Origin of the sequence: Methanobrevibacter thaueri, assembly GCF_015062915.1 — an archaeon.
Taxonomy (GTDB): Archaea; Methanobacteriota; Methanobacteria; order Methanobacteriales; family Methanobacteriaceae; genus Methanocatella; species Methanocatella thaueri_B.
Genome location: NZ_SUTJ01000005.1, coordinates 97,116 through 112,688 on the forward strand (window position 1 = coordinate 97,116; position 15,573 = coordinate 112,688).

Annotated in this window: 13 protein-coding genes and 1 pseudogene; 8 read left to right on the forward strand and 6 right to left on the reverse strand. The window is 37.9% G+C overall.

Annotated elements, in window-relative coordinates; translation table 11 throughout:
* Positions 1-4 precede the first annotated feature (4 nt).
* Both E7Z78_RS05010 and E7Z78_RS05015 read right to left on the reverse strand, forming a co-directional pair.
* Positions 5-862: a hypothetical protein gene (locus E7Z78_RS05010; RefSeq protein WP_303724082.1), complete on the reverse strand. Its 858-nt coding sequence runs from the start codon at positions 860-862 to the stop codon at positions 5-7.
* Positions 843-1,802 carry a hypothetical protein gene (locus E7Z78_RS05015; RefSeq protein WP_303724083.1) on the reverse strand — a complete coding sequence of 320 codons (960 nt, stop codon included), beginning with the start codon at positions 1,800-1,802 and terminating at the stop codon, positions 843-845. The genes E7Z78_RS05010 and E7Z78_RS05015 overlap by 20 nt, the downstream gene beginning before the upstream one ends.
* Before the next feature lie 172 nt (positions 1,803-1,974).
* On the opposite strand from E7Z78_RS05015, the gene E7Z78_RS05020 reads away from it, so the two are divergent.
* From E7Z78_RS05020 to amrS, 5 genes are all read left to right on the forward strand, one after another.
* Entirely contained in the window at positions 1,975-2,373 is a 399-nt protein-coding gene (locus E7Z78_RS05020; RefSeq protein WP_303724084.1) for a Zn-ribbon domain-containing OB-fold protein, read from the forward strand.
* Positions 2,345-3,259, forward strand: coding sequence for a sirohydrochlorin nickelochelatase (cfbA, locus tag E7Z78_RS05025; RefSeq protein WP_303724085.1), 915 nt, complete (start codon positions 2,345-2,347; stop codon positions 3,257-3,259). Before E7Z78_RS05020 ends, cfbA (E7Z78_RS05025) begins: the two co-directional genes overlap by 29 nt.
* Before the next feature lie 96 nt (positions 3,260-3,355).
* Entirely contained in the window at positions 3,356-3,862 is a 507-nt protein-coding gene (gene cfbA, locus E7Z78_RS05030; protein ID WP_303724086.1) for a sirohydrochlorin nickelochelatase, read from the forward strand.
* A 64-nt stretch (positions 3,863-3,926) separates the two neighbouring features.
* Positions 3,927-4,850, forward strand: coding sequence for a thiamine-phosphate kinase (gene thiL / locus E7Z78_RS05035; protein WP_303724087.1), 924 nt, complete (start codon positions 3,927-3,929; stop codon positions 4,848-4,850).
* Positions 4,837-5,709 (forward strand): AmmeMemoRadiSam system radical SAM enzyme, encoded by an 873-nt coding sequence (gene amrS, locus E7Z78_RS05040; protein WP_303724088.1) that lies wholly within the window; start codon positions 4,837-4,839, stop codon positions 5,707-5,709. The genes thiL and amrS overlap by 14 nt, the downstream gene beginning before the upstream one ends.
* Positions 5,710-5,755: 46 nt before the next feature.
* Here the strand turns inward: amrS and E7Z78_RS05045 are convergent, their stop codons facing one another.
* The 3 genes from E7Z78_RS05045 to purE all read right to left on the reverse strand — a co-directional run bounded on the left by E7Z78_RS05045 (position 5,756) and on the right by purE (position 10,686).
* Positions 5,756-8,275 (reverse strand): right-handed parallel beta-helix repeat-containing protein, encoded by a 2,520-nt coding sequence (locus E7Z78_RS05045; protein WP_303724089.1) that lies wholly within the window; start codon positions 8,273-8,275, stop codon positions 5,756-5,758.
* A 123-nt stretch (positions 8,276-8,398) separates the two neighbouring features.
* Positions 8,399-9,655: a UbiD family decarboxylase gene (locus E7Z78_RS05050; protein WP_303724090.1), complete on the reverse strand. Its 1,257-nt coding sequence runs from the start codon at positions 9,653-9,655 to the stop codon at positions 8,399-8,401.
* An 8-nt stretch (positions 9,656-9,663) separates the two neighbouring features.
* Entirely contained in the window at positions 9,664-10,686 is a 1,023-nt protein-coding gene (gene purE / locus E7Z78_RS05055; protein WP_303724091.1) for a 5-(carboxyamino)imidazole ribonucleotide mutase, read from the reverse strand.
* 186 nt (positions 10,687-10,872) lie between these two features.
* On the opposite strand from purE, the gene E7Z78_RS05060 reads away from it, so the two are divergent.
* Together E7Z78_RS05060 and E7Z78_RS05065 are read left to right on the forward strand one after the other, a co-directional pair.
* Positions 10,873-11,148 carry a hypothetical protein gene (locus E7Z78_RS05060; RefSeq protein WP_303724092.1) on the forward strand — a complete coding sequence of 92 codons (276 nt, stop codon included), beginning with the start codon at positions 10,873-10,875 and terminating at the stop codon, positions 11,146-11,148.
* The gene (locus tag E7Z78_RS05065; RefSeq protein WP_303724093.1) at positions 11,145-11,567 is read left to right on the forward strand and encodes a MarR family transcriptional regulator; all 423 of its coding nucleotides are present in this window, start codon (positions 11,145-11,147) and stop codon (positions 11,565-11,567) included. The genes E7Z78_RS05060 and E7Z78_RS05065 overlap by 4 nt, the downstream gene beginning before the upstream one ends.
* Here the strand turns inward: E7Z78_RS05065 and E7Z78_RS05070 are convergent.
* Positions 11,564-13,710, reverse strand: a pseudogene (locus E7Z78_RS05070) (Tex family protein). The gene E7Z78_RS05065 and the pseudogene E7Z78_RS05070 sit on opposite strands and share 4 nt — an antisense overlap.
* Positions 13,711-13,857: 147 nt before the next feature.
* Here E7Z78_RS05070 and E7Z78_RS05075 point away from each other — a divergent pair.
* The gene (locus tag E7Z78_RS05075; RefSeq protein WP_303724094.1) at positions 13,858-15,549 is read left to right on the forward strand and encodes a glycosyltransferase; all 1,692 of its coding nucleotides are present in this window, start codon (positions 13,858-13,860) and stop codon (positions 15,547-15,549) included.
* The last annotated feature ends 24 nt before the right edge of the window (positions 15,550-15,573 follow it).

The window sequence follows — 15,573 nt, forward strand, 5'->3', positions numbered from 1 at the left end:
TTCTCTAATACCACGCTTTTAATATCAATTCACACTCGTTTGTCCTGAAATAATCGTATTCAAGAAAATCCTTGTCAAAGTTTTTAGGTAAGGATATCAGCACTGCTTTTGGGTCTTTCTTGTTTAGATGAATGAACACAATAGCGCTGGTGTCATCGTAGAAATCGATTTCATCGTTTAAATGTATCACGTTTGATGGGCTTGATTGCCAATATTCATCATCACTCACCTTTGTTGTGTCTATCATGTATTTCAAATCATGGGTTTCGCTTTCATCGAATATCAGGTAGTAATCCGAATTTTTCAGGTTTCCCGGAAACACCTTAAAGTAATTGCAGCTGTTATCCTCCTGTGAATGGTGCATGTTGCATTTTCCATCATTTTTGAAGTCATTGAGAACATAGCTTTTGTAGAAGTCGCACTTCACAAGCCGATTCACTGAAAATACATCGTTTTTCCCGTCATATTCACCGATTTTTACACTTGAAATGCTACTCTTCTTAGGAATCAGTTCCATTGAGGTTTTTATTTTTGAATTGAATTGATTTTCATATATCAACTCATCATAATTTTCGCCCAATGCAACTAGCTTTAGATATGAAACGCTGTTTGAAATGACCTGTCCACCGTCATTAACTATTGCAAGTCCCGGCGTTCCCTTTCCATACTCATTCCAGTTGTCTGGAACTCCCGGATTGTTTATTAGATTATCCATGACTTCCGATGTCATTTTTTCCATATTATTGATTTCCTGAGCAGTGATTACCTTCTCGGTTGCATTTTCCATAGATGTGAGGACAACACCAAAAATCATCACAATCACAATCAACACGATTCCAATCTCAATCAGTTTCATTGCCATAGTAAGTCAACCCGTATTTCTTTCTGTGTGAGGAATCCAAAATCAGACTGTCCCAGTCATTCGGATCTATCTTTTCACCATTATAATGGTCTGCAAACACTACATGGTCAGAACAGGACAATGACTCATTGCCCAATGGCGTGTGGGTCTGTATGAACACTTCCATTCCATAATGGGGGCATTTTCCCTTGCCTTCCAAACGACATAAGTAACAGCTGCCGTCAGCGCTTTCATGAAAATACCCAGTATCAAGACAATCCTTCAACACGCCCGGGTCACCATGATGGACATAAGGGTCATATGGGCATTTCTTTATCGTCAATGGGGCGGTTGCCTCAATATATGATTCCGGTGAGTCGAAATTGTGAAGAATCATATAGGCTGATAGTGAGGTCTTGTAGTGGATCTTGTCGTCATAAGCCATTATTCCGGAAGCTATTGTGAGCTTGGCTATCGGCAATGGGTCTCGAAGACCCTCAATCGAGGAATTACTTTCAATAATTTGTGAAAACTCCTCACCATCCTTATTTCCATTCAGTTTTACTTTAAAAAGCACTTTCCAAGGCAAATCCGTTGGCTCTACAGACAGAACCTCTGAGGATAGCTCAACATCATACTTGTCCCTGAATTCATCGTTTTTCTCATCCAATCTCTTGTTCAAATTCTTTCTGATTTGGTCATCACTATCATGCACAGGCAGGCCATTGTAAACCTTTTGTGTTGCCTCTGCTATCGAATCCCTTCCAAGCACCTCCAAATTCCTTGAATAATCATCAATAATATATTTGAAGTTGTCATTCGCTTGAGATTCAATATTTTGGTTTTGAAAATAGTTTAATGAGGCCATTACAAAAATGCACATTAAAAGTAATACCACAATCAGAATAGCGGTCGTACCTACAATTATGTTGCCTTTTGAGTCTGGTTTTCTGATTTTCATTTTTAAGAATATGGTGTGGAATTTATAAGTTAATTGTTGAAGTGCGACTTGATGATTTTGTGAAAAAATGTTAATACGATTTCGTGAAAAATGTCAAAAATAGTAATAAAAAAAATAGTTATTTATATTATTGAGAATAAATTATACTTATTGAAAATTATGGAGGCATTACATGTCAGATACTGTAAGAACATGGCGTCATATTCAACAAAGATATAATCTTATAGGTTCTAAATGTAACACTTGTGGTGAATTGTTTTTCCCATCTCGTGTAGTTTGTCCTAACTGTAGAAGAAAAGGAGAACTTGAACCATTCCAGTTCTCAGGAAAAGGTAAGATTTACACTTATTCAGTAATTAGATCAGCACCTGATGATTTCAAGAAAGCAGCACCATATGCTGTGGCAGTAATTGAACTTGAAGAAGGTGCAAAACTAACCTCACAATTGGTAGATTGTGATGTGGAAAACTTAGAAATCGGCGACGATGTAGAAATGGTATTTAGAAGAATAAGAGAAGATGGAAAAGACGGAGTTATCTCTTATGGATATAAATTCAAAGTTATCAAATAATACCGGTGTAATTCTCGTAAGCCATGGAAGTACCTTGCCTTACGCAGAAGAGGTATTTGTTGAGATTAAAGATAAATTCATCAAAAAAACAGGACTTGCCGCTGAAATCGGTTACATGAAAGTGTCAGAACCAACAATTGCAGGTGCAGTGGAGATACTTAAAGACGAAGTGGATGATTTGGATAAAATCATTGCTTTACCTGTCTTTTTGGCTCCAGGTATTCATACCAACATTGACATTCCTCAACTATTGGGCCTTGAACCTCTTGAAGTCGATCCGAGATGTCCTGACGGCAACTATCCGCCAGAACATTACCTGTCAATCGCAGATGATGTAGACTTCGATGGTGAAATCGAACTTTTAGGTTCAATCGGACCAAGGGATGAGCTCTTAGATATCATTGATAAAAGAATTGAAGAAGCTTTGGCTGAATCCAAACTGGATGACAGTGCAAAAACCGGAATTTTACTTGTAACTCACGGTTCCAGATTAAACTACAACAAGGAATTCGCAACTGCTCTATACAATAAATTCGAGAAAACCTGCGAATTGCCGTCAAGCTTTGGTTTCATGGAATTGTGCGGTCCAAGCATACCGGAATCCATCAATAAACTGGTGGATGAAAACGATTTGGAAAGACTTGTTGTCGTACCGATTTTCATCGCACCGGGAATGCACACAACCCATGACATTCCTCACATCCTAGGATTTTTGGAAGAGCATGAGCACTCACACAGTCACGAATACTCACATGGACACGGTCATGACCACAGTCATGATTTGACCCCAGTGGACTTTGACGGTGAAATACTCTATCCTGAGCCTATTAAAGCCGATGATATTCTAATAGATATCCTAATCAGTATGATAGATGAAAAATTATAATTTTTCATATATTTTTTTGAAAAAATTTTTAATCAAGATAACTTAATTGAATTTAACTTAAAACTTAATTATAACTTAATTAACGGATGATAAAACATGTCTGATAAGAAAACAGGAATTTTACTTTTAAGCCACGGTTCCAGACTCGATGACGGTGAAGAAGTAATTAAAGCTTATAAAGAAATGTATGCAGAAGAATTTCCAGACATTCCAGTAGAATATGGATTTATGGAAATCAGAAAACCAGGAATCCCTGAAACAATCAACAAGTTAACAAGTGAAAACGATTTGGAAAGAATCATTGTAGTGCCTGTGTTTGTGGCACACGGTCTTCACACAAAAAGGGACATTCCAGGATTACTCGGCATAGAAAGCGACTTTGATCCAGAATCAATCTCAGGTGGTCATCATCACCACCATCATGGACACGGACACGACCATGGGCATGACCATGACCACCACGGTCACGGACATCATCACCACCATCATGACCATGATGATGAGGAGTTCGAATTCGATGGTGAAATCATATTGACCGATCCATTGGGTATTGATACACGTCTATACGACATTATCAAGGACAGAGTTTCAGAACACTTATAGTTCTGAATACTTTTTACTTTTTTTTACTTAAAACTTATTTAATTTAAAATTTATACTAATATTCATGACATTGAAAGTCTCAGATATTGGTGAAAAGGAATTGGTCAGATATATTATTGCCAATTCTAAGGATATCACACCCGATGACACCGCAATAACAAATTTTAATGACACTAATCTTATTTCCACCTGTGACATGCTTATTCAGTCAAGGCACTTTCCCGATAACATGTCCTATTTTGACATGGGATTCAAGTCAGTCACCGTTAATGTAAGCGACCTTGCAGCAATGGGAGCTGTACCATTGGGATTTTTACTTTCAATTGCAATACCTAAGGATTTGGGTGTCGATTCGTTTAAACAAATCATCGAGGGAGTCCTCAAAGCATGTGAATTTTATGAGATTCCACTCATTGGCGGAGACACCAACGAGGCGTCTGAAATAATCATCAACGGAACAGCATTGGGAACTGCAGACGATCCGCTGATGAAGGACACATATAACAAGGGAGACCTGATTGCCATCACAGGAAACATTGGCCTTGCGGCATTGGGATTCGAGCTTGAGACTTTAGACAACATCTACACCAAAAAGGCCTTGAAGCCATTGGCAAGGCTTAAGGAAGGATTAATATTAAAGGATTATGCCACATCCGCAACAGACATCACCGACGGGATTGCAAGCGAGCTGTACACAATCAAAAAGGATGATTTCGGCTTCATGATTTATGAGGAAATGCTTGACATCACTGACGAGTACAAGTCAGCTGCTGAAAAGCTGAACCTGGATTATTTGGATTTGATTCTTCATGTCGGAGAGGACTTTGAGCTATTGTTCACAATATCAAAGGACAATCTGGATAAATTACCGATTGATTGCATTGTAATAGGCGAGGTCACAGATTCTGATGTTGTTGAGCTTACACTTGAAAACGGCTTTGTAGAAAGAATTAAAAATGAGGGTTATGAGCATTATGTTAGTGAGTAGGGAGTTATACAAGAAGAGTTCCAAGACACAAAAAATCAGATGTGAAATATGTGCAAACTACTGCAAGATTGCCGATGGCAATGTCGGGATATGCGCACAGCACAAAAACATCAATGGAGAACTTTATGATGAGTCATATGGTATAGTGTCCTCTTTAAGTCCTGATCCTGTTGAAAAAAAGCCTTTGAATCATTTTTTACCTGGCACTTTGACATACTCAATAGGCGGTTTTGGTTGCAATATGGCATGTTTGCACTGCCAGAACTATATGATATCACAGGAATACTATAACTATTCAAGAGGTGTTGAAATAACACCAGAGGCAATCGTGGAAAATGCACTTAAACTAAATTGTAAGTCAATTGCTTGGACCTATAATGAACCTACGATACACTTGCCATTCAACAAGAAAACTTCCCTGTTGGCAAAGCAGAAAAACCTCAAGGTAATCTATGTAACCAACGGATACTTTTCAGACAAATCACTTAACGAGGTTTTAGGTTTTGTCGACGCATTCAACGTGGACTTGAAATCAATGTCTCAGGATTTCTACAAGAAGGTCTGCCGAGCGGATTTGGATGTGGTGCTGGACAATTTAAGAAGAATATACCTTGAAGGCAAACACTTGGAAGTGACCAATTTAATAATCAATGATTACAATGATTCAATTTCACAGATTTCAGCATTATGTGACTTTGTGGTTGAGGAACTTGGTCCTGAAGTTCCACTTCATTTCTCAAGGGCATTTCCATATTATAAAATGGAAGATATTGAACCGACAAGGGCAGAAATACTCTTCAAGGCAAAGGAGATTGCACTTGAAAAAGGTATTGAAAACGTTTATCTTGGTAATATTTAAGTGATGGTGTGGAGATGGCGAATCCACTCCATTAAGTTTTTGATTCTTATTTTAAGGTAATTTTCACTTTTTTGCTAGATCCTTTGTAAAGGGCAGTGCTTTTGAAAGTAATTTTTACAGTGTATTTACCTTTCTTGCTTAGTTTTTTAATTTTAAAGGTTGCTTTTCCTTTTGAATTTGTTTTTGCATAATATATTTTCTTTTTAATTTTAAGACGAACTTTCACTTTCTTAACCGCTTTTCCCTTGCTGTTCTTTAATTTAACAGTGTATTTTTTAGTCTTTTTTGACTTTTTAAATTTGGCCTTTTTAGCAACCAATTTGGTTTTTTCCTTATTGATTGTTATTTTTACGGTTTTTGTAACCTTATTGTAATTAACATCATCAAATGTGATTACCAGATTCTTTTTGCCATATTTTGCGGTTTTTAATATTTTTGCAGTTAACTGAATGCTTGCCATACCCTTACTGTCGGTCAATCTGTAACCGATGTTTTTACCGTTTAATGTAAATGACACTCTTCTACCTTCAATAGGATTTCCTATTCCGTCTTTAAGAGTAATTATGTATTTACCACTGTAATTGATGATATAGCTTGCACTTTTTGCGGTTATTGTTGGATTCAAACTCCCCATATTGTCAGGATTGTTGTTTGAAAATGTATTATTAATCATGGACAACTTGTTTGTGGTTCCTATTGCACCACCTTTTTTTGCGGTGTTGTTAATGAATCTGGAATTGGAGATAGTGTCATTTTCTCCCTTGATATAGATTGCCCCTCCTGTTTGTGTGGCAGTGTTGTTTGTAAATGTACAGTTGTCAATAAGTCCGTCATTTCCATAACTCCAGAATATTGCGCTGCCGTTATAGTTGGCGTAGTTGTTTGTGAATATTGAATTGAGGATTTTACCGTTCAAACCCTGATTCCAGAAAATTGCACCTCCTCCTTCGTCATGTGCAGAGTTATTTACAAATTTGCATTTGTCGATGATTCCGTTGTCTTTCTTTGCCCATCCGATGGCTCCCGCACTGATGTCTGCACGATTGTTCTCGAATGTTGAACCGATTACACTTGCATTGGCACTGTTCATATACACTGCGGCATTGTATACTGCAGTATTATTTATGAATCTTGAGTTTTCAATACTGGCATTAGGGGCTTTTAGAAAAATCGCTCCCCCTTCAACAGTCGCTTTACAGTTGATGAAGGTACAGTTGATTATTTTCACATTGTTGCCTGTAAGATACAATGCACCTCCATTTTTTGAATAGGCATTGATGAACTTAATGTTTTGGAAAGTGATGTTTGCTTTTGTAACATTAAAAATGCGCGCAAGACCCTTTGCATCAATGAAATGGCCTTGTCCGTCAATAATCAGATTTGCTCTGTGAATTCCAATACCATTTGTATAATTTGAATCATGTGTAGAGTTGAATGCGAAATCACGGTCTAAAAGGGCAAGATTTCTTGAGCATGAAATCAGATAATCAAGATTATTGAATGTTGTAAATTCATTTTCATCAATTGGCAGGTTAATGAAATCGATATTGTTACAGACACCATACCTGAATATGACCGCACCTGCTGAACCTCCCTCTTCGGAGGCCTTAATTTCAATGGCCATTTGTGATGATGGAGAATTGAAGATTACTTCCTCCTCAATGTCATTAACGGTGTATCCTTGAAGGCCTGTCCAAACTTTGGCATGCTTTGAATTTTCAACAAACCATTTTGTGATATTCTCAACCCATGTGGCATTTTGCCTGAAGTTTCCGGTATATATCATAGGTGTAATGACATCCATGCATTCGCTGATTACAGTGTAATTATAACCGTACCAGTCCTCCAGATGCTCTATTTCAGGCATTAAGGCGGCAGATAAAATTATATTTGGATTAATTTTGCGAAGCTTTTGTGTTGATTGCCTTACAAATTCGGATATTGCCTCGATTCCTCCAGGATTTTGAACTGCACTATTGTTGTGTTGCACTGATCCTGAAAATCTGAGATAATCAAAGTTGATTCCGGCAACACCGGAAGTGTTTGCATATTTTTCAAGTTCGAGAATTTTTTCATAAAAATATTCCTGATTAGGCAATCCATTGACAACAGGCTTAAACCAGTGTCCGGTTGAATAGAAAATCTGCGTCCAGATGTGGGTTTTGATTCCCAAATCATTGGCGTCGCTGATGAACACTTCAACATCGCTTTGATTGAATCTGTTATATGCGTAATAGTTAAGCAGTATATCGGTTACACCGTGTTCTTTCAGGTCAGTCAGGTTAAAATTTTTCATATCAACGCTGTTAACCCAGTACCCATACATTTTTTCAGACTCATCACCTTCCTTTAAAATGTCACTTTCAGATGACAAATCCTCTTCATCTGTGATGTCACTTGCACTCTCTTCGCTTTCCACATAATCTAAAAGCATATCCGGACTTTCAACCTCATCTGAGGTTTCCATTATACTTTCATCAATTTCATTGGCAATTGTTTCATTGTCATTAACATCACTTGCGAATGTTGCTGTAATTGACAGTAGCAATATGATTGAAATTGCCATTATAAATAAGCTTTTTTTCATATTTGCCTCTTGGTGCTATTGTGTTAATAAGTATAAGCGTATATAAGCTAATTATTTAGTTTTGATTCAATCTGAATAAAAAAAGGAATTTAAAAGTTAGTTTCATTCTCCAAAACTAACTCTTTCGAATTTTTCCAATGTCTTAAGTGATTTGGTAGCGTCCACTCCAATCTTTGTGGTTGTGCCGTCACTTTCAGCCACTGGGTCTAAAGATGATCCACGGACATTAGGAACAATCATTATGTCACGGTCACCTTTCACACGTGTAGATATGGCATACTCGACATCTTCAGCGTCAAATATGTTAACGTCAGTGTCCACTGCAACACAGTGCTTGAGTGAAGGGTGTGCGGACAATGCAGCCATTATTGCGTTTTTACCGTCACCTTCAGTCTGCTTGTTGATTGATACAACTGCATGCAGCCAGCAGCAGCCTCCTTCGGTTAGAACAACATTTTCAACTGTAGGAACTGCATTCTTAACAGCCTTAAATATCCTAGGTTCCTGTGGAAGACCTTGCAATAGCTTATGTTCAAATCCTGCAGGAACAATTGCATGGTAGCATGGATTGTCCTTTTTGATGTGCATCTTGCTTAAGTTGATTATTGGCTGGTCACGAATGATGTCGTAAGTGTCGGTCAAGTCCACGAATGGTCCTTCAGCAACTGTTTCTGTCACTGAAATCTTACCTTCAAGGATGATGTCGGCCTGTGGAACTTCAAGCTCTCCGCATTTGATCAATTCAAGCTCGCCGTTCTTGAATGCGTTTGCAACTTCCATCTCATTGTAGTCGATTGGTATTGAAGTTGTGCTTGCAAGAAGTATTGCTGGGTCCATTCCGATGGCTATTGCAATATCCAAGTCCTCACCAGCAGCCTGTGCATTCTGGAAGTATGTGTAGAGGTTTCTTGGAACTATACGAATAACCAGTCTTTTGTCGTCAAGAACCATCATACGGTGGATTGAAGCGTTCTGAATACCGGTTTTAGGGTCACGTGCAAACACGACACCAGCGGTAATGTATGCTCCTCCGTCACGTTTATAATGAGTTAAAATAGGGATTTTACTTAAGTCAATGTCTAAAGTGTCATATTCTGAAAAATCAGTGAATTTGGTAACTTCCAGTGGGTTTTCCATTGCATCAATGATTTTTTCGGTAATCTCGGACACTTCGCAGTTGATTGATTTTGCAATCTTGTCACGGGTATTGCAGATACCGGTAACAACAGGAATGTCGTATCCTTTCACGTTTTTGACGATAACGGTATCCTTAGGATATTCCCTTAAGATTTTAGAGATTTCATATTCACTGGATAATTCATCAGTGATTTCTATAATGTTTTCATCAGTAAGATTCATGTTATCACTTATAAGTTAATTTTTTTGTCTTTTAATTTATCAAGAAGCTGTACGATTTCAGGATTGTCAATTGAAAGGATTTCTCCGCATAAGACAGCTGCATTCTTACCGTTGTTGATGCCCACAGTTGCAACAGGAACTCCCGGTGGCATGCTGACAGTAGTGAGCCTGTAATCATCACCGTTTTCATTGGTACATGGAACACCTATAACCGGCCTTGCTGTAAGGCCAACGATTCCTCCAGTCACCTGTGAAGAGTTTGAGCTGACTCCAACGAAAATTTTTGCGTTTTTCATGGATTTAACATAATTTATGAATTTTTTATTTGACCTTATCGGACAGACAACCTTGGTGTCATGTGTAATTTTAAGCCTGTCAAGAATTATCGCCACTTTTTTGGCAACAGGAACATCAGTCTGTCTTCCAACAATTATTACCACTTCAGCATCCTTGTTTTTGCAGCCGCTGTTTTCCTCATCAACTTCAGCCTTGTTGATTTCCAAGTCCTTGATTCTTAAAAAGTCATTGTTGATGAATGGCCTGTCAATCGCCTGTACGATTTCCTCATTGCTTCTTATTACCTTTTGAGCATATTCCTTTCTCAATTCAATAACTCTCTTGTGGACTTCGTCATCATGCAGTCCGATGAACTGTGCAGCCAGTATTGCTGCATTGTCTCCCCTGTCAATTCCAACAGTGGCTATTGGGGAAGGATAAGGCATTTGAATAATTGAATCCAGTGCATCCAAACCGTCAGTCTTGACGTCCACCGGAACACCTATAACAGGTCTTGGTGTATATGCTGCAATTGAGCCCGGCAGGTGTGCTGCAAGACCAGCTATTCCAATGAAGACTTCAATTCCTGCATCGGTACCTTGCTGTACAATTTCACGCACAAGATTTGGAGTTCTGTGTGCGGATGCGATCTTTAAACTGTATGGTATTTCTAATTTATCCAATATGTCCATTGCCTTTTCTGCAATGGCTATGTCTGATCCACTTCCAAGAATTATCATTATCTTCGGTGTCATTAAAAATCCCTTCTAAAAATATTATATAAACATAGAATATTATATTTGAAGTGATTAATAAACTTATTAAAATTTTGCTGCCATTTCATGTAATTGCACTAGTATTATAAAATTTATATTATCTTATATAATTGTGTTGGTAAAAAACCAACTTATATATAAATACAATAAGAAGTATAATATAACATGTCAAGAAAAACTCAAGATAAAACTTCAATCGGTGATAAGATTCTTTACAAGGTAAAAACGCCCAATGGATGGTCGATTGTTATCATGCCCGACAATATATTAATTGACAATTATCATATCGGCAAGGCACATATTCATCCTGACCCTCAAAATCATGTTGTTAAAGTGGAGATTGGTTTTGATGATTGTGATAAAGTATTTGAAATAATTAAGGATTATTTAAACGTTTCAAAAGTATTTGATGTTGAAGAGTTACTGGAGATGTTAAAATGATTATAACATTGGTTAAAAAACAGACAGGTCTAGAATTCATTAGTGAAATGGAAGACATATATAAATCCATCAATGAGTTGGAAAAACTTTTTAAAAGAACAAATAATATGAAAATGTATGTTGATTTGGAAAATTGGAGATATTATAAAGAAAATCCTGATGAAACAATAGAAACTACTGAAAGCTTAGTGACAAACAAATTATCACTTTCTGATTTGGATTTAATCATATTAAATACCATTAAACATGAAAAACCAAGAAGCATTAGGGATTTGGCGAATAAAATCAATAAGGATGTAAGCAATATTCAGCCTAAGGTTAAAAAGCTGGAAAAGGAAGGTTTCATCAAATTTGAAGATGGAATAAAAAATAGTAAAATACCTTACCTTACATTTGATGAAATTAAATTAGAAATTTAGATTATCATTGTCAAGTTAATCCTGTTCCTTTTTATGTCAATATCTAATACTTTAACATCAACTATATCTCCAACACTGACAATATCCAAGGGGTGTTTGACGAACCTGTCTGCAACCAACTGTGAAATGTGAACCAATCCGTCCTGATGAACCCCAATATCAACAAAGGCACCAAAATCAACAATGTTTCTCACTGTTCCCTGCATTGTCATGCCAATTTCCAAATCATCAATTGTAAGAACATTTTTCCTTAAAATAGGTTTTGGCATGTCCTCACGAGGGTCACGGCCCGGTTTTTTAAGCTCATTGATTATGTCCTTCAAGGTTTCCTGACCGATATCCAGCTCCTTGGAGATTTCCTTAATGTCAATGTTGTCCAGTTTAAGATTTTTCGCTCCGATATCATTCACGTATAATTAAGCTTATCCAGCAGTTTGAATGTGGCGTCATATGACTCTGGATGTATTGTGGTATTGTCCAATGGGTATTCAGGATTGTCTATTTTAACAAAGCCCGCACATTGCTCATAAGTCTTTTTACCAAGCTTTTTAACATTCAATAATTCCTTTCTTGAGCTGAAGCTGCCGTTCTCCTCACGATATGCGATGATATTTTTAGCGGTTGTGTTTCCAATCCCTGAAACGTAGTTTAGAAGGCTTACAGAAGCAGTGTTGAGGTCAACTCCAACCTCATTAACTACCTTTTCAACAACACCGGCCAATGACTCTGACAATTGTTTCTGGTTCATGTCGTGCTGGTACTGTCCGACACCGATTGACTTGGGGTCGATTTTTACAAGTTCGGCCAATGGATCCTGCAGTCTTCTTGCAATTGACACGGCACTGCGCTCACCTTCACTGAAATCAGGAAATTCCTCATCAGCCAGTTTTGATGCTGAGTAAACTGACGCTCCAGCCTCATTGACTATAATGTATTCGACGTTTGTCCCCTTGATTATTTGGGCAACGATTTCCTCGGATTCCCTTGAAGCCGTACCGTTTCCAATGGCTATGACATTGATGTCATACTTTTCAATCAATTCCCTAACTGTTTTTATTGATTCTTTGATTTTCTTTTGAGGGGCTGTAGGATAGATTAAAGCGGTGTCAAGCACCTTTCCGGTCTCATCAATGATGGCCAGCTTGCAGCCTGTTCTGAAGGCCGGGTCCCATCCGAGAATGGTCTTGCCGACAAGCGGACTTTCCATGAGCAGCTGGTTCAAATTTTTAGCAAACACTTCAATTGACTTTTCCTCAGCCTTTTCAGTCAGGTAACTTCTGATTTCACGCTCGATTGCAGGTGAAATCAGTCTTTTATAGGCGTCGCTCACGGCATCCTTAATGATTGGAGTGGTGTACCTATTGTATTCAATCTTTTCAGGGATTTTTGAAATGTTTTTAAGCATGTGGCGATTGAGATACCTTAAAATCTCATCAGTGTCACAGGTTAGCTTGACCCTGATTACACCTTCGTTTTCCGCCCTGTTTATCGCAAGGATACGGTGTGGTGGAATTCTTTTTATTTTTTCTGAGTAATTGTAGTAAAGGTCATATTCCGTTGAGGTGTCCTTGTCCTTTGCTTTTGTCTCGATTTGGCCGGTATGGAAAGTGTTCTGTCTTATTTTTTTTCTGAAGCCTGAATTGTCGGATACGATTTCGGCAATGATGTCCTTTGCACCCTCAATTGCCTCCTCGGCTGTTTTAACTTCATCAGTAATATACTTTTCAGCTATTTTTTTAACGCTTTGCCTGACCTCCTGTGCCAATATTATTTCAGCCAATGGCTCAAGACCCTTGTCACGGGCCTTGGTTGCACGAGTCTGCTTTTTGCTTTTGAAAGGCCTGTAGAGATCCTCAAGCTCAACCAGGGTTTCGGCCTTTGTAATCCTGTTTTTCAAATCATCGTCAAGTTTTCCAAGCTCATCAATCCTTTTGATGATTTTTTCCTTCTTGTCCTCTAAATTTCTCAAGTATTTAAGTCTTTCATCGAATTTCCTTAATGTCTCGTCATTGAGTGAACCTGTAACGTCCTTTCTGTAACGTGCAATGAATGGGATTGTGTTGCCGTCATCAATCAATTTGATTACTTTTTTAACCTGCCATCCGGCAAGGTTCAATTCCTTTTCAAGTGTTTCATTAATCATTAAAATTACTACCTTATCTGAATTTTGCTTTTAATTCAATATTATTTGTTATCGATTAATAATTTTTTGTTTGAATTTATAAAAAAATTTATAACTATTTAATTTACAAAAGTATAAATGTAGAAACTTTTTAATGGTGAATTTAAATTGTATTGGTTTTTAGTAATTGTTGCATTTTTACTGGCTGGTATTAAAACTGAAAAATCTAAGAAATATCAAAAGGTTTCAGTAATCATTCCCGCTTATAATGAAGAGGAGACAGTGGCCAAGGTAATAGAAGTGGTCAAGAAGGTGTCCTTTGTCGATGAGATAATCGTTGTCAATGACGGATCATCCGACAATACCGAAGAGGAGGCCAGAAAGGCCGGTGCCATTGTCATAAATCATGAAGTCAACAAGGGTAAGGGGGAAGCCTTATATACTGGTTACAGTGAAGCGGAATGTGATATCATAGCATTCATCGATGCAGATATCTATAATTTAACCTCTAAAAAGGTTGAAGCGATGATAAAACCTATTTTAGATGGCAAGACAGATATTACAAAAACCAAGTTTTCACGTGCCAGTGGACGTGTTACTGAGCTTACTGCGAAGCCTTTGCTCAACTTTTTCTTCCCGGAAATCTCATTCGAGCAGCCTTTAAGCGGACAGTTTGCGGCACGTAAGGAAGTGTTGAAAAAGATTAATTTTGAAAAGGACTATGGTGTCGATGTGGGAATAGTCATTGACGCTGATGTTTTGGGAATCTCAATCACAGAAGTCGACATCGGTGCAATTGAGCACGACATGTCACCGCTGTCAGAATTGAACCTGATGGCAAATGAGGTTGTAAGGACAATCATAGGCCGTGCAAACAAGTACGGTCGTGTGGTGATGATAGATGATATAGGATATGACATCAGAATGTCCATTGTCGGATTGTCACTTGTTATATTGGGTTTATTCACAATATTCTTTGTTAAATTCGTGCCTTTGGCTGTTGGAGTGATTGTTTCAATAGTCGGTATTGTCATAGCAATATACTACATAGTGAAAGTGGTTGTAAAGTCAATCGACATGTTCAGAAAGACTCCACGGGGAAACCTGGTCAAGTCATTTATCAAGATTCATTTCCCGATGATCATTTCAATAATTGTCCTGCTCCTGATGATTTCAACATTCATTGGAGCCGCTCACTTCGAGCACGGAGTACTGTCAATCGAGCCGAACTCCAGAAACCTGATTATATATGCCGATGACACTCCAAGCGACAATTCAATTTCCGTAAGGGGACCATACACAATAGACACTGCAATTGAAAACGAGTCTGACATAATACGCATGCCATCGGATGCGATGATGACTTTGGGCATTGGCGTGAACGATACGATAAGAATAGACGGCGAGGCATATAAGATAAATGAGACAAGGCCTGGCGAACCAGATATATTGAGACTACCAATTAATGCTAAAAACGCATTGGGCGTTGAAACAGGGGATATTATTCAAAACAGTCGTTTGAATGAGATATTCGCCAAATCAAGCATAACCCACTCTCATGAGAATGGCAATAACACAATATATGAGAAGTTCTCAATTTCCGACAGGTACAGGAACGCCTCAAGCTTTGAAGTCCTTGTTAATAACGAGTCTGTACTCTATTCAAATGGAATATTCGCTGAGAATTCAACATATAATATTGCAATCGAAGGACAGTACGTTACAGCAGTGATGTTTCCAGAAAACAAGTCAATAACCTACCAGAACAACACCATAGACATAGTGTTCAATGATATAAATTCCACTTCAATCAAGCAGTACTCTTCAGGCAACAATTTCCTGAACTTCTACTTTGATTAAAAAAAGAAAAAAAAGAGTAACCTT